This is a genomic window from Microbacterium sp. Ru50 (assembly GCF_002920555.1).
In the GTDB taxonomy this organism is placed as follows: Bacteria; Actinomycetota; Actinomycetes; order Actinomycetales; family Microbacteriaceae; genus Microbacterium; species Microbacterium arborescens.
Genome location: NZ_PQSV01000001.1, coordinates 1,858,435 through 1,880,115, shown reverse-complemented (window position 1 = coordinate 1,880,115; position 21,681 = coordinate 1,858,435). Strand labels below are relative to the sequence as shown.

The 21,681-nt window shown below is 71.9% G+C and carries 20 protein-coding genes; 9 read left to right on the top strand and 11 right to left on the bottom strand.

All coding sequences use genetic code 11. From position 1 onward, the window contains the following. Window positions 1-153 precede the first annotated feature (153 nt). The 4 genes from C3481_RS08800 to C3481_RS08785 all read right to left on the bottom strand — a co-directional run bounded on the left by C3481_RS08800 (window position 154) and on the right by C3481_RS08785 (window position 5,267). Window positions 154-1,122: a hypothetical protein gene (locus C3481_RS08800; protein ID WP_103841687.1), complete on the bottom strand. Its 969-nt coding sequence runs from the start codon at window positions 1,120-1,122 to the stop codon at window positions 154-156. Next, window positions 1,119-2,333: an amidohydrolase gene (locus tag C3481_RS08795; protein ID WP_103841685.1), complete on the bottom strand. Its 1,215-nt coding sequence runs from the start codon at window positions 2,331-2,333 to the stop codon at window positions 1,119-1,121. Before C3481_RS08795 ends, C3481_RS08800 begins: the two co-directional genes overlap by 4 nt. Before the next feature lie 198 nt (window positions 2,334-2,531). Continuing rightward, window positions 2,532-3,536, bottom strand: coding sequence for a LacI family DNA-binding transcriptional regulator (locus C3481_RS08790; protein ID WP_103841683.1), 1,005 nt, complete (start codon window positions 3,534-3,536; stop codon window positions 2,532-2,534). A gap of 15 nt (window positions 3,537-3,551) precedes the next feature. Then, window positions 3,552-5,267, bottom strand: a complete 1,716-nt coding sequence (locus C3481_RS08785; protein WP_088379677.1) for a glycoside hydrolase family 13 protein — start codon at window positions 5,265-5,267, stop codon at window positions 3,552-3,554. A gap of 78 nt (window positions 5,268-5,345) precedes the next feature. Between C3481_RS08785 and C3481_RS08780 the strand changes: the two genes are divergently transcribed. After that, window positions 5,346-5,864, top strand: a complete 519-nt coding sequence (locus C3481_RS08780) for an adenine phosphoribosyltransferase (RefSeq protein WP_023953175.1) — start codon at window positions 5,346-5,348, stop codon at window positions 5,862-5,864. 31 nt (window positions 5,865-5,895) lie between these two features. Here C3481_RS08780 and hpxO read toward each other — a convergent pair whose 3' ends face one another. The 6 genes from hpxO to uraD all read right to left on the bottom strand — a co-directional run bounded on the left by hpxO (window position 5,896) and on the right by uraD (window position 10,739). Then, complete coding sequence (gene hpxO / locus C3481_RS08775; RefSeq protein ID WP_103841681.1) at window positions 5,896-7,074, bottom strand: FAD-dependent urate hydroxylase HpxO; 1,179 nt, start codon at window positions 7,072-7,074, stop codon at window positions 5,896-5,898. After that, the gene (locus tag C3481_RS08770) at window positions 7,071-7,889 is read right to left on the bottom strand and encodes an ABC transporter ATP-binding protein (RefSeq protein WP_064955203.1); all 819 of its coding nucleotides are present in this window, start codon (window positions 7,887-7,889) and stop codon (window positions 7,071-7,073) included. The genes hpxO and C3481_RS08770 overlap by 4 nt, the downstream gene beginning before the upstream one ends. Window positions 7,890-7,900: 11 nt before the next feature. Then, a complete protein-coding gene (locus C3481_RS08765) occupies window positions 7,901-8,812 on the bottom strand; it encodes an ABC transporter permease (protein WP_103841679.1) in 912 nt (303 codons plus the stop codon). An 18-nt stretch (window positions 8,813-8,830) separates the two neighbouring features. After that, window positions 8,831-9,784: an ABC transporter substrate-binding protein gene (locus tag C3481_RS08760; protein ID WP_103841677.1), complete on the bottom strand. Its 954-nt coding sequence runs from the start codon at window positions 9,782-9,784 to the stop codon at window positions 8,831-8,833. A 128-nt stretch (window positions 9,785-9,912) separates the two neighbouring features. Beyond that, the gene (gene uraH / locus C3481_RS08755) at window positions 9,913-10,233 is read right to left on the bottom strand and encodes a hydroxyisourate hydrolase (RefSeq protein WP_023953170.1); all 321 of its coding nucleotides are present in this window, start codon (window positions 10,231-10,233) and stop codon (window positions 9,913-9,915) included. Continuing rightward, a complete protein-coding gene (uraD, locus tag C3481_RS08750) occupies window positions 10,230-10,739 on the bottom strand; it encodes a 2-oxo-4-hydroxy-4-carboxy-5-ureidoimidazoline decarboxylase (RefSeq protein WP_071919457.1) in 510 nt (169 codons plus the stop codon). Before uraD ends, uraH begins: the two co-directional genes overlap by 4 nt. Window positions 10,740-10,791: 52 nt before the next feature. On the opposite strand from uraD, the gene C3481_RS08745 reads away from it, so the two are divergent. Further along, window positions 10,792-11,445 (top strand): helix-turn-helix domain-containing protein, encoded by a 654-nt coding sequence (locus C3481_RS08745; protein ID WP_023953168.1) that lies wholly within the window; start codon window positions 10,792-10,794, stop codon window positions 11,443-11,445. Between the two features lie 38 nt (window positions 11,446-11,483). Here the strand turns inward: C3481_RS08745 and C3481_RS08740 are convergent, their stop codons facing one another. After that, the gene (locus C3481_RS08740) at window positions 11,484-12,086 is read right to left on the bottom strand and encodes a helix-turn-helix domain-containing protein (RefSeq protein ID WP_023953167.1); all 603 of its coding nucleotides are present in this window, start codon (window positions 12,084-12,086) and stop codon (window positions 11,484-11,486) included. Window positions 12,087-12,235: 149 nt separating this feature from the next. On the opposite strand from C3481_RS08740, the gene C3481_RS08735 reads away from it, so the two are divergent. The 7 genes from C3481_RS08735 (at window position 12,236) to C3481_RS08705 (ending at window position 21,655) form a co-directional block, all read left to right on the top strand. Next, window positions 12,236-13,795, top strand: a complete 1,560-nt coding sequence (locus tag C3481_RS08735) for an NCS1 family nucleobase:cation symporter-1 (protein ID WP_103841675.1) — start codon at window positions 12,236-12,238, stop codon at window positions 13,793-13,795. Further along, window positions 13,792-14,511, top strand: coding sequence for an aspartate/glutamate racemase family protein (locus C3481_RS08730; RefSeq protein WP_103841673.1), 720 nt, complete (start codon window positions 13,792-13,794; stop codon window positions 14,509-14,511). The genes C3481_RS08735 and C3481_RS08730 overlap by 4 nt, the downstream gene beginning before the upstream one ends. A 100-nt stretch (window positions 14,512-14,611) precedes the next feature. Further along, window positions 14,612-16,006 (top strand): allantoinase AllB, encoded by a 1,395-nt coding sequence (allB, locus tag C3481_RS08725; RefSeq protein ID WP_103841671.1) that lies wholly within the window; start codon window positions 14,612-14,614, stop codon window positions 16,004-16,006. Continuing rightward, complete coding sequence (locus tag C3481_RS08720; protein ID WP_258039066.1) at window positions 16,003-17,640, top strand: AtzH-like domain-containing protein; 1,638 nt, start codon at window positions 16,003-16,005, stop codon at window positions 17,638-17,640. Before allB ends, C3481_RS08720 begins: the two co-directional genes overlap by 4 nt. Continuing rightward, window positions 17,637-18,875: an alanine--glyoxylate aminotransferase family protein gene (locus C3481_RS08715; RefSeq protein ID WP_103841669.1), complete on the top strand. Its 1,239-nt coding sequence runs from the start codon at window positions 17,637-17,639 to the stop codon at window positions 18,873-18,875. The genes C3481_RS08720 and C3481_RS08715 overlap by 4 nt, the downstream gene beginning before the upstream one ends. A gap of 63 nt (window positions 18,876-18,938) precedes the next feature. After that, window positions 18,939-20,189: a Zn-dependent hydrolase gene (locus C3481_RS08710; protein ID WP_103842107.1), complete on the top strand. Its 1,251-nt coding sequence runs from the start codon at window positions 18,939-18,941 to the stop codon at window positions 20,187-20,189. Window positions 20,190-20,275: 86 nt separating this feature from the next. After that, window positions 20,276-21,655 carry an amidohydrolase family protein gene (locus tag C3481_RS08705; RefSeq protein ID WP_103841667.1) on the top strand — a complete coding sequence of 460 codons (1,380 nt, stop codon included), beginning with the start codon at window positions 20,276-20,278 and terminating at the stop codon, window positions 21,653-21,655. The last annotated feature ends 26 nt before the right edge of the window (window positions 21,656-21,681 follow it).

Genomic DNA, 21,681 nt, shown 5'->3' with positions numbered 1-21,681 from the left:
GGCAGGGGAGTCACCGCCGGCGGCATCGCGAAGCGGTGCGCGGATGCAACGAATCGGTCACGGCGCGCCGGGAACGATGCCGCGCCGCGGCGCGTCGCTGACGATCCGTTGGATCGCGGCACGGGCCCGCCCCGCGGCCGACCCGCGGCAGACTCAGCGGCCGGCGCGGAAGGTGTAGGTGACGGTGACCTTGCTGCCCTCGACCGTGACGGCTGCCCCGAAGCGGCGCTGCCCGTCCTGGTAGAAGGTGTTGCGATCCGAGCCGAACACGAACGATCCGCCCTGACCGGAGTCGGGACCGAGCGCCGCGACCTCGTCGGCCGACATGTCGAGCCCGACGCCGAAGTCGTCGGTCACCGGCACGTCGATGTCCGAGTCGTAGGAGATGAACGTCGGTGCCGGGACCTCGGATCGCGGACGGTTGCTCTCGTTGAGGTAGACGTCGTAGAGCCGGAAGCCCTCCCACGCGTAGATCCGATACGCGTAGTTCTCCGCGTCGCCGTTCTGGAAGTCCTCCGTCGGCGCCGCGCCGAAGAGCTCGGTGAGCGCCGCCACGGCCGGGGCCGCGTCATCCGCCCACGCGTGCGTGAAGACCGTCGAACCGCTCGCGTCGCTGATGGTGAATCCGTCGGCGGTCACCGCGACGCCGGAGGTCGCTGCTGGGGCGCTCGGGCTCTCCGACGGCTGCGGGGTCGCCGACGGCTGCGGGATCGACTGCGTCGCCGGAGCCGTGGGCACCGGGTCGGCCGCGGGCTCCTGGCGCTGGGACTGCTGCGTCAGGTAGATCGCGAACACCACGACGACTGCGACGACCAGCAGTCCGGCGAAGCTGGAGAGGATGACGAGCAGACGACGATCGCCGCCGCCGCCGCCGTCGCTCGGCTCGGCCGGACGCGGCGCGAGGGGCTCGTCGGGCCAGCCCGCCATGACGGAGGGCGTCCCCGCCCCCTTCTCGCGCTTGGGACCGGGCTCGCGCGATGCGCGGGGCTTCTTCGCGCGGGGCTCGCGGGGCTCCCGGGGCTCGCGGGGCTCCCGGGGTGCTTTCTCGCGCTTCGCGCGCTCGGGCTTGGCCGGCGGCTCGTAGGGCTCGAAATCGGCGAACGGGTCGTTGGGGTCGCTCATGCGAGGAACTCCTTGGCTGCCACGACGAGGTTCTCGACGCCGCGCTCGATCGTCGGGTGCATGACCGGCGCGAAGAACGGGGAGTGGTTGGTGGGGATGTCGCGCTCGACGGTGCCCGCCGCGACGGCATCCGCGAACTTCTGCGGGTCGACGCCGCCCCAGAACCAGAACACGAGCGGAACGCCGGCCTCGCGCGCGAACCATGAGACGTCCTCGCTTCCGGTGAACATGCCGGGGTCGACGACGCTGCCCTCGCCGAACGCGCGCTCGAAGGCGGCGGTCAGGCGTGCGGTCGCCGTGTGGTCGTTGATCGTGGGCGGCAGGGTGTGATCGGTCGTGATGGTCGGCTCGGTCTCGGCGCCGGATGCCGCGGCCTCGGCGCGCACGATGCGTTCGACCTTCGCCAGGACGCGCTCGCGGGCCTCGTCGTCGGGGTATCGCAGACTGAGCTCGAGCTTGGCCTCGGCGGGGATGATGTTGTTCTTCAGGCCGGCGTGGATCGAGCCGACCGTCACGACAGCCACGTCGCGGGGGTCGACCTCACGCGAGACGATCGTCTGCAGCCGCATGACGGTCGCCGCCGCCATCACGACCGGGTCGATCGTGGAATGCGGGCGCGAGCCGTGTCCGCCGCGGCCGTGCAGCACGACGGTCAGGCCGTCGGATGCCGCCATCTGCGTGCCGGGTCGCACACCGATGACACCCGCGGGCAGCGGGGTGACGTGCTGGCCCAGCACGATGTCGGGCTTCGGGAAGCGGTCGAGCACGCCGTCGGCGATCATCGCCTGCGAGCCGGCGCCGTACTCCTCGGCGGGCTGGAAGACGGCGACGATGGTTCCCGACCACTCGTCGCGCGTCCCGACGAGCTGCTCGAGGGCGCCGAGCAGTGCCGTGACGTGCATGTCATGGCCGCACGCGTGCATGACGGGCACGTCGTTGCCGGCAGGGTCGACGCCGCGCGCCGTGGAGGCGTATTCGAGGCCGGTCTGCTCGGGAACGGGCAGGCCGTCCATGTCGGCGCGGAGCCACACGACGGGACCGTCTCCGTTGCGGATCGCGGTGACGACACCGGTGCGGCCGACGCCCTCCTCGTACGGGAGACCGAGCTCGCTGAGCCGAGCCGCGATGACAGCGGCCGTTCGCGTCTCCTGGAACGACAGTTCCGGGTGCCGGTGCAGGTCGGTGTAGAGGGCGTCGAGGTCCAAGGCCATGCTTCGAGCCTACGGGAGGCCGCCTGCGCGCCGCCTAGGGGCCGTTGCAGAGCCTGGGGCGATACAGCTGTCGGATGCGCGGTGCTGGTGTCGTGTGCACGCGGCGTCCGGACCCCACCGGCCCCGCGGGTCCGACGAATGTATCGGCACCGGCGCGGCCCCGGCGTGGGCGCGGCCCCGGCCGCCTCGGGCCCCGACTCAGGCGGGTGGGGCCGTGCTCGACCGCTCCACGAGGGCGAAGTCGAGGTCGGCCGGGGGCTCGGACGCCGCCCCGCGCAGGGCGGCGATCATCGCCGAGGCCACGCGCTCGCCCTGCCGCCCCGGGAACTGGTCGACCGTCGTGAGCCCGAAGAACCCGCCGAGGTCGTGGCCGTCGACCCCGATGACCGACACGTCCTCCGGCACGCGCAGCCCGAGCTCGCGCGCCGCGAGCATCGCGCCGATCGCCATCTCGTCCGAGGCCGCGAAGATCGCCGTCGGTCGTGCCTCTGCGTCGCGGAGCAGCCGCGTCGCAGCGTCGTGCCCGCCGGCCATCGTGAAGTCCGCGGCGGCGAAGCGATCGGCCCGCGGTGCGAGACCGGCCTCGGCCAAGGCCGCCTCGAAGCCGCGGCGACGCTGCGACGGGATGTGGAAGTCGCCCTCGAATTGCGGATGCAGACCGATATGGGCGATGTCGCGGTGCCCGAGGCCGAGCAGGTGCTCGGTCGCGGTCCGGGCCACCTCGATCTCGTCGACGGTGAGCGATCGCAGGCCGGCCAGCTGCCCGCCCATCGCGATGACCGGAAGGTCGAGGTCGCCCAGCTGCGCGATCTCGTCGTGTGCGAGCGCCATCGACACGACGATCACCCCGTCGACCCGCTGACGCCGGAGCGACGTCGCGAACACCCGGCGGCGCTCGTCGGCCTCGGCGGTGAGGGCGTACAGCGCGACGTCGTAGCCGTCGCGCTGGAGTGTCGCGGCGACGCCCGTCAGCACGCGCGAGAAGAACCAGCGGTCCAGGATCGGAACGAGCACACCGATGTTGCGCGTGCGTCCGGACGCGAGGCTCGAGGCCGCCGACGAGACGACGTAGCCGAGGTCGGATGCCGCGCGCAGCACGCGCTCGCGCGTCGCGGGCGACACCGGACCACGGCCGCTGAGGGTGCGGGAGACGGTCGCCGTCGAGACCTCGGCGCGTCGCGCGACGTCGTCGATGCCGACCATCCCCCGCTCCTCTCGTCAGCTCGCGCGGATCCAGACCGCCGCGTCGACGGGCAGCTCGGAGCCGCCTTCAGCGCGCTCAGCGAGGCCGGCGACGCTCGAGACCAGGATCTCACCGGCGGGCAGTGCGACCGCATCCGTCCCGGTGTTGGCGACGACGAGCACGTCGCCGTTGCGGAACGCCACGACGTCGTCGCCGAGCTGCAGATCGACCCACTCGAGCGATCCGGTTCCCAGGTCGTGCCGGCGGCGCGCCGCCAGGAGCTCGCGATAGAGCGTCAGAGTCGAGGCGGGGTCGCCGTCCTGCACCGAACGTGCGAGGCCGTGCCACTCCTCGGGCTGCGGCAGCCACGAGGCGCCGGTGGGGCTGAACCCGTAGCCGGGGGCGTCGGCCTCCCACGGGATCGGGACGCGGCATCCGTCGCGGCCGTAGCGCTCGCCGTCGGTGCGGAACCAGGTCGGGTCCTGACGAGCGTCGTCGGGCAGGTGCACGACCTCGGGAAGCCCGAGCTCCTCGCCCTGATACAGGTACGCCGAGCCGGGGAGGGCCAGCATGAGCGTCGTCGCGGCGCGGGCGCGGGCGAGGCCCACGACAGGGTCCGGCTGGCCGGGGGAGTCGGGTCCGAGGCCGTGGCCCTGGGGGTTCTCGGCCGTCAGCGCCAGGCGCGAGGCGTGGCGGACGACGTCGTGGTTCGACAGCACCCAGGTGGCCGGCGCGCCGACGGCGGGGAAGGCGCGCAGCGACTCGGAGATCACCTCGGTGAGGTGGTCGGCATCCCACTCGGTCTGCAGGTACGGGAAGTTGAACGCCTGGTGCATCTCGTCCTGGCGCACCCACAGAGCGGTCTCGTCGACCGTGGGCAGCCACGCCTCGGCGCAGAGGGCCCGGTCGCCCTCGTACTCGGCGAGGATGCGGTTCCATCGGCGGTAGATGTCGTGGACGCCCTCCTGGCCCCAGTAGGGGACATCGAGGCTGTCGCCGCCCATCGATCCGGCGTCTTCGGCGGGCACGAAGTCGGGCAGACCGTCGGACTTGACCAGTCCGTGGGCCACGTCGACGCGGAAACCGTCGACCCCGCGGTCGAGCCAGAAGCGGAGGATGCGCTCGAACTCGTCGCCCACCTCGGGGTTGGACCAATCGAAGTCGGGCTGGGTCGAGTCGAAGAGGTGCAGGTACCACTGGCCCGGCGTGCCGTCGGGGTTCGTCGTGCGGGTCCAGGCGGGGCCGCCGAAGACCGATTCCCAGTTGTTGGGAGCCTCGTCGCCGTTCTCGCCCTTGCCGTCGCGGAAGATGTAGCGCGCGCGCTCGGGGCTGCCGGGTTCGGCGGCGAGGGCCTGCTGGAACCACGCGTGCTGGTCGGACGAGTGGTTGGGGACGAGGTCGACGATGACCCGGATGCCGCTGTCGTGCGCCTCCGCGAGCATGGTGTCGAAGTCGGCGAGCGTGCCGAAGAGTGGGTCGACGTCGCAGTAGTCGGAGACGTCGTACCCGGCATCCTTTTGCGGCGACCGGAAGAAGGGACTGAGCCAGACGGCGTCGACGCCGAGGTCGGCGAGGTCGCCCAGGCGCGAGGTGATGCCGGCGAGGTCGCCGATGCCGTCACCCGACGCGTCGGCGAACGAGCGGGGGTAGATCTGATAGATGACGGCGGTGCGCCACCACTCGGCGCCGGGCCGGGAGATCCCGATCGGGGCGAGGGTCGATGCCGCCGTGTCCACGGAGGAGGAGGTCATGGCGCTCACTCTAGTGCAAGCGCTTGCAGTCGTGTCGTCACCGTCGGAGGCCTCTCAAAACAGGCCTAGGGTGGTTCGGTGACTTCCGACCCCCTCGAGCACGCCGAGTCGCTCATCGCGCTCATCCCGGACTTCCCCGAACCGGGCATCCTCTTCCGCGACATCTCGCCGCTGCTCGCCGACGCGACCGCGTTGCGCACCGTCATCGACGCGATCATCACGCCCTTCGCCCGCGAGTTCGACGTCGTCGCCGGCGTCGAGGCACGCGGATTCCTCATCGCCGGTGCGGTGGCCGCCGCGAGCGGCGTCGGCATGGTGCCGATCCGCAAGGCGGGCAAGCTGCCGCGCCCGGCGGCATCCGTCTCGTACGACCTCGAGTACGGTCAGGCGACGATCGAGATGGCGGACGACCTGCCCCGCGGCACCCGCGTGCTGCTCGTCGACGACGTGCTGGCCACGGGGGGAACCCTGCGTGCCGCCCAGCGCCTGCTCGAAGGCCTCGGCCACCGGACCGTCGGGACGGCCGTGCTGATGGAGCTCACCGAGCTCGGCGGGCAGGACGTCTGCGGTCCGGTGCACACGATCTTCCGCGTCTGACCTCGCTCGCGCCCTCGCGGGCGGGGCGCCGTCAGAGCACGCCGGCCCCCAGGTTGATCGGGCTGCCCGCGATGTTGCCCACGATGCCGCGGATGATGCCGGCCCCGTCGGTGCCGCGCAGGCCCCGATACCAATTCGCGGTGACCTCCGGGTCGGCGCCGTGCGTCTCGGCCGCGCGGGCGCGGGCCCGCAGCACGAGGTCACCGGCCCGCTCGACGCGCGACGCGGCATAGCGCCGCAGCGTGTCTTCGACCGACACGGTGTCGGTCGCGACCGCGATGCCGAGGGCGAAGGCGTCCTCCAGCGCCGAGCATGCGCCCTGTCCGATGTCGGGCGTCGTGTTGTGCGCCGCGTCTCCGAGGATCGCGACGCGTCCGCGGGTCCAGGTGTCGAAGGGGTCGATGTCCCAGATCTCGACGCGGTTCAGCGAGCCCTCGCGTTCGATCGCCTCGATCAGCGCCCGCGTGCCGGGGGCCCAGTGCGCGAACGCCGCATGCAGCTCGGCGAGGGCGTCGCCGTCCTCGCCGGAGGGGCGCGGGATGTCGAACCAGTAGTAGAAGCGGTCGCCGGCGATCGGCATGACGGCCGCCCGCTTGCCCTCGGCGACGTAGGTGGTCCACTGGTCGTCGGGCCCGATGCGTCCGTCGAACGCGACGAGTCCGTTGTAGTTCGTGTACCCGGCGTACGTCCGCTCGATCGGCGGCTCGTCGGCGCCGGTGACGTAGTCGCGCGTGAACGACCGGGCTCCGTCGGCGCCGATGAGCATGTCGGCGGTATCGGTGGTGCCGTCGGCGAACGTCGCGGTGACGGTCGTGCCGTCGTCGTCGATGCCGACGAGCTGCATGCCGAGCCGGATCCGGTCGGTGCCGAACCGCTCCATCAGCAGGTTCTGCAGGTCTGCGCGCGCGACGGGGTACGCGCGCTGCCCGGTCTGCTGTTCGATTGGCGCGAGCGAGAACCGGCACAGCTCCTCGCCCGTGATGCCGTCGCGGTAGGCCATGTGGTCGAGCGCACCGCCGAGCGCCGCGACCTCCGGCCCCACTCCCAGCCAGTTGAGCACCTTCACGCCGTTCGACCAGAGCGACAGCGCCGCGCCGACCGGCCGGTTCTCGCGCATCCGGTCGTAGACGACGACGTCGTGGCCGAGCCGCTGCAGGGCGATGCCGGCGCTCGTACCGCCGACGCCGGCGCCGATCACGATGACCTTCATGCCGCCGCCACCGGCTCGTGCACGAGGTCGGAGATGGTGCGCTTGTACTCGGTGAACGCCGGCGAGAGGATGTCGCGCTGCGGGGGCAGGTCGATCTCGACGATGCGACTGATGTGCCCCGGCACCCCGTGCGACGCGCCACCGGTCATCACGACGACCCGGTCGGCGAGGAAGACGGCCTCCTCGATCGAGTGGGTGATGAAGACGACGGTCGTGCGCGTCTCGAGGTGGATGCGCTTGAGCTCGGCCTGCAGGTCGGAACGCGTCAGCGCGTCGAGGGCGCCGAACGGCTCATCCATGAGCAGCACGCGGGGCTCGTTGGCCAGCACGCGTGCGATCGCGACGCGCTGCTGCATCCCGCCCGACAACTGCCCCGGGTACGTGGCCGCGAACCGGGTCAGCCCGACGGCTGCGAGGAAGCGGTCGACCAGCTCGTTCACCCGCGCACGGGGGAGGCGCCGGCGCCGGGGGCCGTACGCGATGTTCTCGCGCACGGTGAGCCACGGGAACAGCCCGTAGTCCTGGAAGACCACTCCGCGATCCGGCCCGGGACGCGTGACCGGGGCGCCGCCGACCGAGACCGAGCCGCTGCTTGCTTCCTCGAAGCCGGCGAGGATGCGCAGCACCGTGCTCTTGCCGCATCCGGAGGCCCCGACGATCGCGACGAACTCGCCCGAGGCGATGCTCAGGTCGACGCCGGCGACGGCCTGGGTGCCCGCCCATTCGGGACCGTAGCGCTTGCCCAGATCCACGATCTCGACGGAGGCCGAGGTGTCGGCGGCGAGATCCGCCGCGGGGGAGATGATGTCGGTCATCGTCGCTCCAGTCACTTGATGAGGGGTCGGCCGCGCGTCGCGAGACGGAAGACCCCGACGAGGATGCGGTCGGAGAGGAAGCCGGCGGCGCCGATCGTCACCATCCCCACGACGACCATGTCGGTGCGCACGACGTCGCGGGCGAGGATGATGGCCGATCCGAGGCCGACGTTCACCCCCACCGACTCGCCGAGCACGAGCACGACCCAGGCGATGCCGAGGCCGACCCGCAGGCCGTTCATGATCGACGGCGCCGATGCGGGGACGACCACCTGCGTCAGGATCTCGCTGCGCCGGGCGCCCAGCATCCGGCCGGCTTCGACCAGCCGCTGCGGCACCTCCTTCGACCCGCTGATGGCTCCCAGCACGATCGGGAAGAACGCCGAGAGGGCGATGAGGAAGATCGTCGCCTGGTCGCCCCAGCCGATCAGCAGCCCGACCAGCGGGACCCACGCCGTCGCCGGGATGGGGCGGAAGAGGTTGATGAAGGGGTCGAAGAGGCCGTCCATCGTGTACGAGCGGCCCATGACGATCCCGAGGGGGATCGCGATGGCCGCGGCGATCGCGAAGCCGACCAGCACGCGCAGCGCCGACGTGCCGAGGTTGATCCAGAGGTCCCCCGAGAAGGCGTCGTCGTTCACGCCGCCGAACCCGTAGTCCCACAGCGACGTCACGACCTCGGCGGGCGTCGGCAGGAACGCCATCCGGATGCCGATGAGCGGGATCTCCCACTCCTGGTCGCGACCGATCTGCCACAGGACGACGAAGAGGAACGGCACCGGCAGGCCGAGCAGGAACCGGTAGAGAGCTGCCCGCTGGTTGGGTCGGCGTGCCGGCGGGCGGCGCCGGACGGGTGCGCTCGCCGGCGCACCGGCGACGACGGCTGCGTCGTCGGTGCGCCCGGACGGGACGGTGTCGGTCATGGTGCTTCTCCCCGCGGGTCAGTCGGCGAAGCTCGTGTCGACGATCGTGTCGGCGGTCGGCGTCGAGGTGATCAGGCCGATCGAGGCCATGGCTCCGGCGAGGGCCTCGAGCTGGCCGACGTACTCGTCCGAGAGGTCCGACCGCAGCCAGAAGTTCTCGAGCGCCGAGGTGAGAACCTCCTCGTCGCCGCCGAACTCCTCGACCATGCTGGGCAGCCACTCCTCGATGTTGTCGGCCATGTAGGCCGTCGTCGCGGCGTGGGTGTCGACGACTCGCTGCACCAGCTCGGGGTTCTCCTCGATCAGCTCGCCGGTCGTGACGAGTCCGATGTTCACGCGCCCGATGGGGGTGGAGTAGGGGTCGACGACCTCGGTGCCGCCGGCGGCCTTCGCGATCGAGACGCCGATCTCGACTCCCATGAAGGCGTCGATGTCGCCGCTCGCGAAGGCCGAAGCCATCTCGGGGACGGGGATCGGGGTGAGCTCGAAGTCGTCGGGTGTCATGCCGGCCTCGTCGATGAGCAGTCGCAGCGCGACCTCCTGCGCCGAGCCCTGGACGATGCCGATCTGCGAGCCCGCGAGCTCGGCGAGGGAGGTCTCGCCGTTGCCGATGAAGCCCGACCCGCCGTCGGCGGCGCTCGCGACGATGCGCAGGTCGCGGTTCTGCGAGATCGACGAGATGGTCGGGGTGACGCCGGTGATCGCGAAGTCGATGCTGCCCGAGACGAGCGCGTCGGAGAGTGCCGGGGTGGTGTCGAGCGTCACGACCTCGAACTCGACGCCGTCGACGGCGTGGTCGGCGTAGAGGAACGGCTGGTAGAAGTGCGGCTGGCCGCGCAGGGTGCCGACCTTGACGGTCTCGACGCCGTCATCGCCCGCGGCGTCGTCGCCGGCGGAGCTGCAGCCGGCGAGGACGAGGGCGGCGAGGGAGACGGCGGCCAGGAGGACGACGCGGGGTGAACGTGCGCGCATGGGGTTCCGATCGGAGGAGGACGGCGGTGCAGAGGACTGCCGTCATTCAACGGTTTCCGATCGCTCGCGAGGTGAAGGCCGTGTAACGACCTTGTTAAGCCAGCGCTTAAGGTGCGTGAGCGCGGGGTTCAGCTGCCGCGGTAGGTCGAGTACGCGAACGGGCTCAGCAGCAGCGGCACGTGCAGGTGGGGCTCGTCGCCGACGGTGAAGCTGACGGTCGCCGACGGGTAGAAGGTCGCGGTGCCGGCCCGGGCGAAGTGCCCGCCCGTGTCGAACGTCAGCGCGTAGATTCCCGGCTCGAGCCGGTCGGGCCCGAGCGCGAGCCGTCCGTCGGCATCGGTCGAGCCCGTCGCGATGACGGTTCCGCGGGCGTCGGCGAGCTCGATCGCCACGTCGACAGCGGGAGTGCCGGTCGCCGCGTCCAGCACATGAGTGGTCAGGTGGGTCATGCCGGCGCCTCCGTGGTGACGGTCTGCGACAGGCGGAGCAGCGCGATCTCGGCCAGCTGGCCGAGGGCCTCGGCCGTCTCGGTGCGGTCGTCGTTGCCGAGGCGCCGCTCGAGCTCGGCGCGCATCTCGCCCGGGGTCCGGCCGGCCGCCCGGATGAGGAAGACACGGTCGAACCGCTCCTCGTAGCGCCGATTCCCCGCCGCGATCGCGGCGGCGTCGTCATCGGATGCCGACCGCATCGCGGCCTGCTCGGATCGCGACGCGTCGCCCTCGGCACCCGGCTCGTCGACGCGGGCGCCGATGCGCGGATGATGCGCGAGCGCGGCATCGAGGTCGTCTTCGTTCCAGTGCGCCGCCTCGGCCCGCGCCCGGGCGCCCAGCTCCGCGACGTCGCGGTAAGGCCGCCCGGCGACCAGGGTCTCGACCCAGCGGGGGATGGGGGCCCAGACGGCGACGACGCGTCGGGCATCGTCCGCGCTGAGGGCGTGGAACTCGTCGAGGTGCATGCGCGTCACGGTACTGTCACCGCGTTTCTCCCGCGTTACATATCATCGTGCCGTGGAACCGCAGCGCGCCGAGCCCGACCTTCCCGCGTCGATCGGGCGCCGCCTGCGGGCGCTGCGCACCCGGACGGGGCGCTCCCTCGCCTCGGTCGCGCAGGAGATGGGCATCTCGGCGAGCGCCCTGTCGCAGATCGAGACGGGTGCGATGCAGCCGTCGGTTCACCGGCTCGTCGAGCTCGTCGGGGTGCTGGGCGCTCCGGTGTCGGTCATCTTCGACGATCACGCCGTCGCGGTGATCCCCGATGCCGATGCCCCCGGCGAGCTGAACGAGCCCGTCCCCGGCGTCTTCGTCGCCCGCGTCGGCACCGAGACCACGGCGCACCTCGGCGGCGGCGTCACCTACCGACGGCTGACGCCCGTGCCCATCAGTGGCGTGGAGCACTTCGAGTCGACCTACCCGCCGGGCGCGAGCTCGAGCGCCGACGGCGGCCTCCTCGTCCACGCAGGCTACGAGAGCGGGCTCGTCGTGACGGGGACGCTCACCTTCGAGTTCGCCGACGGCGAGGTCGAGCTCGGCCCGGGCGAGTCGCTCTCGTTCGCGGCATCCCGACCGCACCGCGTCGCGAACCGCACCGACAGCGTCGCGGTCGCGACGTGGCTCACGGTCGTCGGGTCGACGGGGCCGGTCGACGGCGCGACGGGGCGCTGAGACCCCGGCGCCTCGCGCGCGCCGGCGTCCGACCGAGCTCACGCGGGCCCGTGGACGATCAGCCAGGTCGCGACGGCGGTCTCGTCGCCGTCGTTGTGGATGCGGTGCGGTCGCGAGCACGGGTAGCTGATCGTGTCGCCGGGACGCAGCACGACCCGCTCATCGGTGAAATCGATCGTCAGCTCGCCCGAGAGCATGGTGCCGACCTCGTACCCGTCGTGCCGGAAGAGGTCGGTGTCGCGGTGGGCCGACGACCCGGGCGGATAGGTCGACTGGAAGTAGTCGATTCCCGGGCTCGGTCCGGGGGACAGGCGGCGGAAGGTCACTCCGTCGCCGAGCTCGACCGTCGTGGCCTGGGCGGCGCGGACCAGCGAGAATCCGTCGATCTCCGCCGCGAGCGCAGCGGCGGGGGCCTCGCCACCGCTCTCGAAGACGGCGGCGAGGGGCACGCCGAGGGCGTCGGTGATGGCGAGCAGCCGCGAGACGCTCGGCTGCAGCACGCCGCGCTCGATCTGCGACACCGCGCTGGGGCTGATGCCCAGCGCGGCGGCGACGGCACGTGCCGACATCCCTCGCTGCCGCCGAAGCTCGCGCAGCCGGACGCCCACCTCGGTCCCGGTCCCCAGTGCGAGCTCTGACATGCCGCCGAGTCTAAACGGGCTGCGGCGGCGACCGAGCGCGACCGCTGTGAAGCTCCAACTTCACACCGTCGTTACATCAGCGAAACCCGCCGGGATCGATTAACCCATAGCTTCACTTTCCAGATCCCCTCCTGGAAGGTTCCGACGCCATGACCGCTCCTCCGAACATCCTGCCCGCCGAGACGACGGTTCCCGATCGGGGCTACGACCCCCGACTGTCGAACGAGGATCTCGCCCCGCTCCGCAAGCAGAGGTGGACCTGGTACAACATCTTCGCCTTCTGGATGTCGGACGTGCACTCGGTCGGCGGCTATGTCACGGCGGGGTCGCTCTTCGCGCTCGGCATCGCCGCGTGGCAGGTGCTCGTGGCTCTCGTCGTCGGCATCGTGATCGTGCAGGTCTTCGCGAACATGGTCGCCAAGCCCAGTCAGAAGACGGGCGTGCCCTATCCCGTGGTGAACCGCGCCATCTTCGGGGTGCGCGGCGCGAACATCCCCGCGATCATCCGGGGCATCATCGCGATCGCCTGGTACGGCGTGCAGACCTTCCTGGCGGCGCAGTCGCTGAACATCATCTTCCTGAAGTTCATCCCCGGCTCCGCGGCGCTGCTCGACGTGGGCTTCCTGGGGCTTTCGGCGCTCGGGTGGATCTCCTTCTCGATCCTCTGGGTCGCCCAGGTCGCGCTGTTCTGGAACGGCATGGAGGTCATCCGCCGCTTCATCGACTGGGCCGGCCCCGCCGTCTACGTCGTGATGATCGTGCTCGCGGTGTACCTCGTGAGCCAGGCCGGCTGGGAGAACATCGACCTGAACCTCTCCGACCCGGCGGCGGTGCCGCACGACCTCTGGGGCACGCTCGGCCTCATGGCCATGGCGGTCGGCATCGTGGTGGCATACTTCGCCGGCCCGATGCTCAACTTCGGCGACTTCGCGCGGTACGGCCGTTCGTTCAGCCAGGTCAAGAAGGGCAACTTCTGGGGCCTTCCGGTGAACTTCCTGTTCTTCTCGATCCTGACCGTGCTCACCGCCGCCGCGACCGTGCCGGTGTTCGGCGAGCTGCTCCTCGACCCCATCCACACCGTCGAGGCGATCGACACCCCCTTCGCGATCCTGCTCGGCGGGCTGACCTTCGTCACCGCGACGGTCGGCATCAACATCGTCGCCAACTTCATCGCGCCCGCCTTCGACTTCTCCAACGTCGCGCCCCAGAAGATCTCGTGGCGCATGGGCGGCATGATCGCCGCGGTCGGATCGGTGTTCCTCACGCCCTGGAACTGGTACTCCGACGCCACCGCCATCCACTACTCCCTCGGCATCCTCGCGGCCCTCATCGGCCCGTTGTTCGGCCTGCTGATCGCGGGGTACTACATCGCGGCCAAGCAGCGGATCCGCACCGATGACATGTTCACGATGAGCGAGAGCGGGGCGTACTGGTACCGCAAGGGGTACAACCCGAACGCGATGAAGACGCTCCTCGTGGCCGGCATCCCGACGATCCTGCTCGCGATCCTGCCCAAGACGTTCGCCGACATGGGGCTGTTCGACGTCTCGTGGATCGGGAACTTCACCTGGTTCATCGGATGCGGCCTCGCGTTCGCCGCGTTCGTGGTGTTCGAGCGGCTCGACCCGCAGGTCCCGACGTTCGCGGGCGAGACCGAGGGCATCTCGGACGGCACCCTGCCCGAGTCCGCGCCGGAGGGCGCCGCGTGAGGATCACGCTGATCAACCCCAACACCTCCCGGGCGATGACGGACAAGATCGCCGTCGCCGCCCGGGAGGTCGCCGGGCCCGGGGTCGAGGTGGTCGCCGCGCATCCGACCGACGGCGCGGCCGCGATCGAGAGCCATCTCGACGAGATCACCGCCGCCCGCTCGGTCGTCGACATCATCGAGGCCGACCTCGCCGTCGGCGGAAGCGACGCGTACGTCATCGCGTGCTTCGGCGACCCGGGACTCGACGCCGCGCGCGAGCTCGTCGACGTTCCCGTCATCGGCATCGCCGAGGCTGCGATGCACGTCGCGACCCTGTCCGGTCGTCGGCTCGCCGTGGTCACGACGCTCGGCCGGACGCTCGGCCGGGCGCGCGATCTGCTCGCCCGCTACGGGATGACGTCGGCTTGCGCCTCGCTGGTCGCCTCCGGCATCCCGGTGCTCGATCTCGAGGACGCCGGGTCGGATGCCTTCGAGCGCATCGCGGCGCTGTGCGCCGCCGAGGTGGCGGGCGGGGCCGACGTCATCGTGCTCGGCTGCGCCGGGATGGCCGATCTCTGCCACGCCCTGACGGAGCGCGTCGGCGTTCCCGTGGTCGACGGGGTCGGCGCGGCGGTCGGGCTCGCGTCGGCGATGGTGCGGATGCGGGTGGGGACGAGCAAGCGCGAGGAGTACGCCGCCCCGCCGCGTCGTCACGAGAGCGTTACATCGGGGTAACCGCCGCGGCTGCGTTAACCCATAGCTTTATATTGACATCGGGCTCTGCTCATCGCGCGCCCGCCGTCGTTCCTCGCCCCCGACCCCGCCCGGAGATCTCGTGACCGCATCGTCCCCGTCCCGCTTCGTCGTGCGCGCCGGCCGCGTCTTCGACGGCACGGCCTTCGTCCCCGCAGCCGTCGTCGTCGAGAACGGCCTCGTCGTCGCGATGCTCGACGAGGACGCCGCCGTCGCCGACGCCGCCGAGGTGCGCGTCGCCGCCGACGCTGTGCTGCTGCCCGGGCTCGTCGACTCGCACGTGCACGTCAACGAGCCCGGACGCACCGAGTGGGAGGGCTTCGGCTCGGCGACGCGGGCCGCGGCGGCGGGCGGTGTCACGACGATCGTCGACATGCCGCTGAACTCCATCCCGCCGACCACGACCGCCGGCGCACTGGAGGTCAAGCGTGCCGCCGCCGCGGCATCCGCGCACGTCGACGTCGGGTTCTGGGGCGGGGCGGTGCCCGAGAACCTGGGGGAGCTCGGCCCCCTGCACGAGGCCGGCGTCTACGGGTTCAAGTGCTTCCTCGCGCCGTCGGGCGTCGACGAGTTCGGACACCTCGACCGTGCTCAGCTGCGCCAGGCCATGGGCGAGATCGCGGCGCTCGGCTCGCGGCTCATCGTGCACGCCGAGGACCCCGAGCTGCTCGGTGCCGACGGCGCGCTCGGCCGCGGATACGACGCCTTTCTCGCGTCGCGCCCGGCGACGAGCGAGGCGTCGGCGATCGACGCCGTCATCGAGGCCGCGCGCGCGACCGGCGGCCGGGCGCACATCCTGCACCTGAGCGACGCCCGGTCACTGCCCGCCATCCGTGCGGCCCGCGCGGACGGAGTCGACCTCACGGTCGAGACCTGCCCGCACTACCTCACGATCATCGCCGAGGAGATCCCCGACGGCGCGTCCGAGTTCAAGTGCTGCCCGCCCATCCGCGAGGCCTCGAACCGCGACCTCCTGTGGGAGGGCATCGTCGACGGCACGATCGACGCGATCGTCAGCGACCACTCGCCCTCGACCGTCGACCTCAAGCGCGCAGGCGACGGCGACTTCGGGCTCGCCTGGGGCGGCATCTCCGGACTGCAGGTCGGGCTGCCGGCGGTCTGGACCGAGGCGCGCGAGCGCGGCATCCCGCTCGAGACGATCCTGCCGCTGTTCACGACAGGACCCGCTGTCGTCGCGGGCCTCGCCGTCGGGCGCATCGCCGTGGGCGCGCCCGCGCACCTCGCCGTCTTCGCCCCCGACGACGTCGTCCGCATCGACGCGCGCGAGCTGCGTCACCGCAACCCGATCTCGGCCTACGACGGCCGCGTGCTGACGGGACGGGTGCGCCGCACCTGGCTCCGAGGCGAGGTCGTGTTCGAGGCCGGCGTGGATGTTGCCGATGCCGTCGGCGTTCCGGCCGGGCGGCTGCTCTCGCGCGGCGGCACTCTCGTCGCCGTCGGCGAGGACGCGTCGTGACCGGTCGCGCCCACGGCGATGCGCCGAACGACGGCGCCCCGGCCGGCGGCATGCCCGCCGATCTCGCGGCGGCGTTCGCCGACTACGAGCGCGCCATCGTCGAGAACGACCTCGCGGCGCTCGACGCCGCGTTCGCCCCCGGACCCGGCACGATGCGGGCGGATGCCGGGGGCCTGCTCGTCGGCCACGATGCGATCAGCGCATTCCGCGGGGCGCGCGGCGGGGTCGCGGCGCGCGAGATTGAACGGATCGAGTACCGGCCGCTCTCCCCTGACGTCGCTCTGCTGATCTCGGTCTCCCGCTACGCCGCAGGTGGCACCGGCCTGCAGACCCAGCTCTGGCAGCGCATCGACGGTCGCTGGCTCATCACCGCCGCACACGTGACCCCGCGGCCGCAGGCGTTCGACCGGTCGATCTGGCGCACGGTGGGCGACCCGCTCTACCAGGGCGCCTGGGAAGGTCCGCTGGCCGGGCTGACCGTCGCCGTCAAAGACCTCTTCGCGATCCGCGGCTACCGCATCGGGGCGGGCAACCCGACGTTCCTCGCCTCGGCCCGCGCCGAGACGACCACGGCGCCCGCGGTCGGCGACCTGTTGCGCGGCGGAGCGTCGCTGCGCGGCATCGCGCGCACCGACGAGTTCGCCTACTCCGTCGCCGGAGACAACACCCACTACGGCACGCCGCCGAACGCCGCGCTGCCCGGAGCGCTCCCGGGCGGCTCGTCGAGCGGGCCGGCATCCGCCGTCGCGGCCGGGCATGCCGATGTCGCCCTCGCCACCGACACCGCCGGATCGGTGCGGGTACCCGCCTCGTACCAGGGGCTCTGGGGCTTGCGGACCACGCACGACCTCGTGCCCCGGCAGGGCATGCTGCCCCTCGCGCAGAGCTTCGACACCGTCGGATGGCTGACCCGCGACGGATCGACGCTCGAGCGCGTCGCCGAGTGGTGCCTCGGGTACGCCGGCTCGGAGTCGACCGAGAGCGTGCACGGCGAGCCGGACGACGAGCTGCCGACGCGCCTCCTCGTGCCCGACGAGATCCTCGCGGCCGCCGAGCCCGCCACCCGGCGCGCGTTCGCCGAGCTGCTCGACCGCGTCACGGCCACGGGAGCCGCGGTCTCGGTCGGCCGCGTGTCGATCGGCGACCTCGACGCCTACCTCGACGCGTTCCGCACCGTGCAGGGCGCGGAGGCCTGGCGCAACAACGGCGACTGGCTCGTGCAGCATCCCGGCGCGGTGGGAGCCGCCGTCGCCGACCGCTTCCGCACCGCCGCCGCCGTGACACCCGACGACGAGAAGCGGGCGCGCGCCGCCCTCGCCCCTCTCGCCGACCGCCTGCGTGCCGTCGTCGACGACGCGGTGCTGCTGCTGCCGACCGTCCCCGGAGCCGCACCTGCGCGCACCGCCGGCGGCGAGGCGCTCGACCTGCTGCGCCGTGACACACTGCGGATGACGACGCCGGCCGCCGTCGCCGGGCTCCCCGCGATCTCGGTGCCCCTGCTCACCGTGCCGTCGCCGCTGGGACCGGCGCCCGTCGGCGTCTGCCTCGTCTCGCGCGCCGGCACCGACCTCGCCCTCGTGCGGCTCGCCCGCCGCCTGTTCTCGCTCCTCGACCCCCGGATGGACACGCCATGACGAACCCGACCGTTCAGATCCCCGGACCCATCGACCCGCCCGCTCGCCTGCTCATGGGCCCCGGGCCGATCTCGGCGTACCCCAGCGTGCTCACCGCGATGTCGGCCGCGCTCGTCGGCCAGTACGACCCGTTCATGACGCGGACGATGACCGAGACGCAGGAGCTCTACCGTGCGGTCTGGAACACGCGCAACGACGCCACGATGCTCGTCGACGGCACGAGCCGCGCCGGCATCGAGGCGGCGATCGTCTCGCTCGTCCGGCCCGGCGACCGTGTGCTCGTGCCGATCTTCGGACGCTTCGGGCACCTGCTCGCCGAGATCGCGGAGCGCGCGCTGGCCGAGGTGCACACGATCGAGACCGAATGGGGGCAGGTCTTCACGCCCGCCGCGATCGAAGAGGCCGTCGTGCGGGTCAAGCCCACGCTGCTCGCGCTCGTGCAGGGCGACACGTCGACGACCATGAACCAGCCGCTCGACGAGATCGGCGCGATCTGCGCGAAGCACGGGGTGCTGTTCTACTCCGACGCGACCGCCTCGCTCGGCGGCAACGAGTTCGACGCCGACGACTGGGGCCTGGATGCCGCCACCGCCGGGCTGCAGAAGTGCCTCGGCGGACCGAGCGGATCGGCGCCCATCACCCTCAGCGAGCGCGCCGTCGAGGTCGTGCGGTCGCGGGCGCGCATCGAAGCCGGCATCCGCGAGCCCGGCGATCCGGACGCGAGCGACTTCGTGCGGTCGAACTACTTCGACCTCGGCATGATCCTCGACTACTGGGGGCCGCGCCGTCTCAACCACCACACCGAGGCGACGTCGATGCTCTACGGGGCGCGCGAATGCGCCCGCGTGCTGCTGCTCGAGGGGCGCGACGAGGTGATCGCGCGCCACCGTCTCGCGGGCGCCGCGATGATCGCCGGCGTGCAGGCGCTCGGCCTCACCGTCTTCGGCGACATCGCGCACAAGATGAACAACGTCGTGGCCGTCGAGATCCCCGACGGAGTGCCCGGCGACGAGGCGCGCGCAGCGCTGCTGACCGACTTCGGCATCGAGATCGGCACGTCGTTCGGTCCGCTTCACGGACGCGTGTGGCGCATCGGGACGATGGGCTACAACGCCCGGCAGGACGCCGTGCTCACCACCCTCTCGGCGCTCGAGGCGGTGCTGCGCCGCTATGGCGCCGCCGTGCCGGTCGCCGGAGGGGTCGAGGCGGCAGCGGACGTCTACCGGGGACATTGAGCCGTGGCATCCGCTCTGCTCCCCGTATCGCCCGAACGCATCGCCGACGCGGCACGACGGGTGATGTCGCGCTGCGACGATCTCGCGCGCATCAGCGCGGCCCCCGACCGGATCGAGCGCGTCTACCTCTCGCCCGAGCACGCCCGTGTCAACCGTCTCGCCGCCGAATGGATGCGGGAGGTCGGCATGACCACGCGCCAGGATGCCGCCGGCAATCAGATCGGCCGACTCGACACCGCCGGCGACGAGCCCGCGCTCATGATCGGCTCGCATCTCGACACGGTGGCCGACGCCGGGCGCTACGACGGCATCGTGGGTGTCCTGATGGGGATCGAGGTCGTGCGGATGCTGCGCGAGCCCGCCGACGACGACGGCTCGTCGTGGCGGTCGCCCCTGCCGTTCGCCCTCGAGGTCGCCGCGTTCTGGGACGAGGAGGGCACGCGGTTCGGCAAGGCGCTGCTCGGGTCGTCGGCCGTCGGCGGCGTCTGGGACGACGGATGGTGGGACCTCGCCGACGCCGAGGGGACGACCCTGGCCCAGGCCTTCCGGGAGTTCGGCCTCGACCCCGGGCGGGTCGGCGAGGCGGCTCGCCGGTCGGACGAGCTCGTCGGCTACCTCGAGGCGCACATCGAGCAGGGTCCGGAACTGCACCGGAGCGGCGAATCGCTCGCCGTCGTCTCGTCGATCGCCTCGGCCCGACGCTTCCTGCTGTCGGTCGAGGGCGAGGCGCGGCACGCCGGAGGCACGCCCTACGACATGCGGCGCGACGCGTTGCTGGGCGCATCCGAGGCGGCTCTCGCGGTCGAGCGGATCTGCCGGGCCGAGCATCACATCATCGGGACGGTCGGCCAGTTCGAGGCGTTCCCGGGCGGCGTGAACATCGTGCCCGGCGAGGTGCAGTTCTCCCTCGACCTGCGGGGCGAGTTCGACGGTGAGCGCGACCGCGTCTGGCAGCGGCTCACCGCCGAGCTCGACGAGATCATGGGCCGTCGCGGACTGCGCTGGCAGCACCGCGAGATCCACAACGCCGCGGCGGTCGCCTGCGCGCCGCTGCTGCAGGACGTCGTCCGCGAGGGCATCCGCGCGGCGGCGGGCGAGGTGACCGAGGAGCCGCCCGCGATCTTCAGCCGGGCGGGGCACGACGGCATGGCTCTCGGCGGTCTCACCGGCATCGGGATGCTGTTCCTGCGCAACCCCGACGGCATCAGCCACCACCCCGACGAGGACGTCTCCACCGCTGACGTCGCCCGCGGCATCCGCGCCCTCGCCGAATCCGTCCTGCACCTCGCCGCCGACCGCCGCGCCGCCGCCTGACCCGGCCGGCGGTCCGCCAGATCCGCACCGCGCGGGCGCAATACCCCTGACCCGAGGGCGAAACATGGGCTCGGTAGCGTGCGGGTATGCGCCTGCTCGTGACCCACGCCCGCCTCATCACGGTGCCCGCCGGCACCGACGACCCCGGCTACATCGAGGAGGGATGGATGCTCGTCGGCGACGACGGGCGCACCGCCGCCATCGGCGCCGGGGATCCGCCCGTGGGCACCACCGCCGACGAGATCCTCGACGCCGGAGGCTCGTTCGTCGCCCCCGGGTTCGTCTCGAGCCACTCGCACCTGTTCACCTCGGGTCTGCGCGGACTCGGGGTCGCCGAGACGCTCTACGGCTGGTGCGACGCGATGCTCGGGACCACCGCCCACATGACCGCCGACGACGTCTACTGGTCGACGCTCCACGGCGCCCTCGACTTCCTCTCGAACGGCGTGACCACCGCCTACAACTTCACCGACCCGCTGCAGTCCTGGGAGTCGATGGTCGACGGCAAGCGCGTGGGCGACGCCCGTATGCGCGAGCTCGAGTACCACACGCGTCAGGCCGACGCGACGCGCGACGCCGGCATCCGGTTCGTCGATTCGATCGGCATGGATGTCACCGTCGGCTCCGACGACGAGATCTTCGCCCGGTTCGCCGCGTCGGTCGCGCACACCCGCGCGATGGACCCCGATTTCGCGCTCGGCGCGTCGATCATGGGCCAGGTGCAGTGGTCGCCGCGTGAGGAGGCCGCCTGGCTCGAGGTCGAGGCGATGCGCCGATACGGCGTGACCAATCAGGCGCACTTCCTGGAATCGCCCGAGGCGGTGGAGCACCAGCGGTCGAAGTTCGCGCAGTATCGGGATGCCGGGGCCCTCGGTCTCGGTCTCGTCTTCGGCCACTTCATCCAGACGACCCCGGAGATCATCGACGAAGCCGTCGCGGGCGGTGCCGCGATGTCATGGCAGCCCGCCTCGAACGGGCGGCTCGCGTCGGGGACCGCGCAGGTTCCCGAGATGCTCGCGAAGGGCATGAAGGTCGGCATCGGACTCGACGACCAGGCGTGCACGGATGTCTCGGATCCCTGGCAGAACATGCGCATGGGCATCTACCAGCAGCGGGCGCGCCTGCAGGATCCGCTCGCGATGATGCCCGAGCAGGTGCTGCGGCTGCACACCCTCGGTGCGGCTGAGATCATGGGCGTCGCCGACCGGGTCGGTTCGCTCGAGGTGGGCAAGCTGGCCGATTTCGTGGTGGTCGACCCCCGGCGTCCCGATGTGGGTCCGCTGTGGCATCCGGTGCGCAGCTACGTGCTCGCGATGAGTCCCCGCAACCTGACGCGCGTTTACGTCGGCGGCGTCCTGGTCGACGATCGCGGCACGTCGTCGAACCCCCTGGCCGCCGAGGCGTCTGCGCGTCTGCACGAGAGCCTCGCCGAGGTCGCGCGTCGCCGCCCCACGCACCCTCACTGACTGACCCTCGGCCCGCCCGTCCCTCC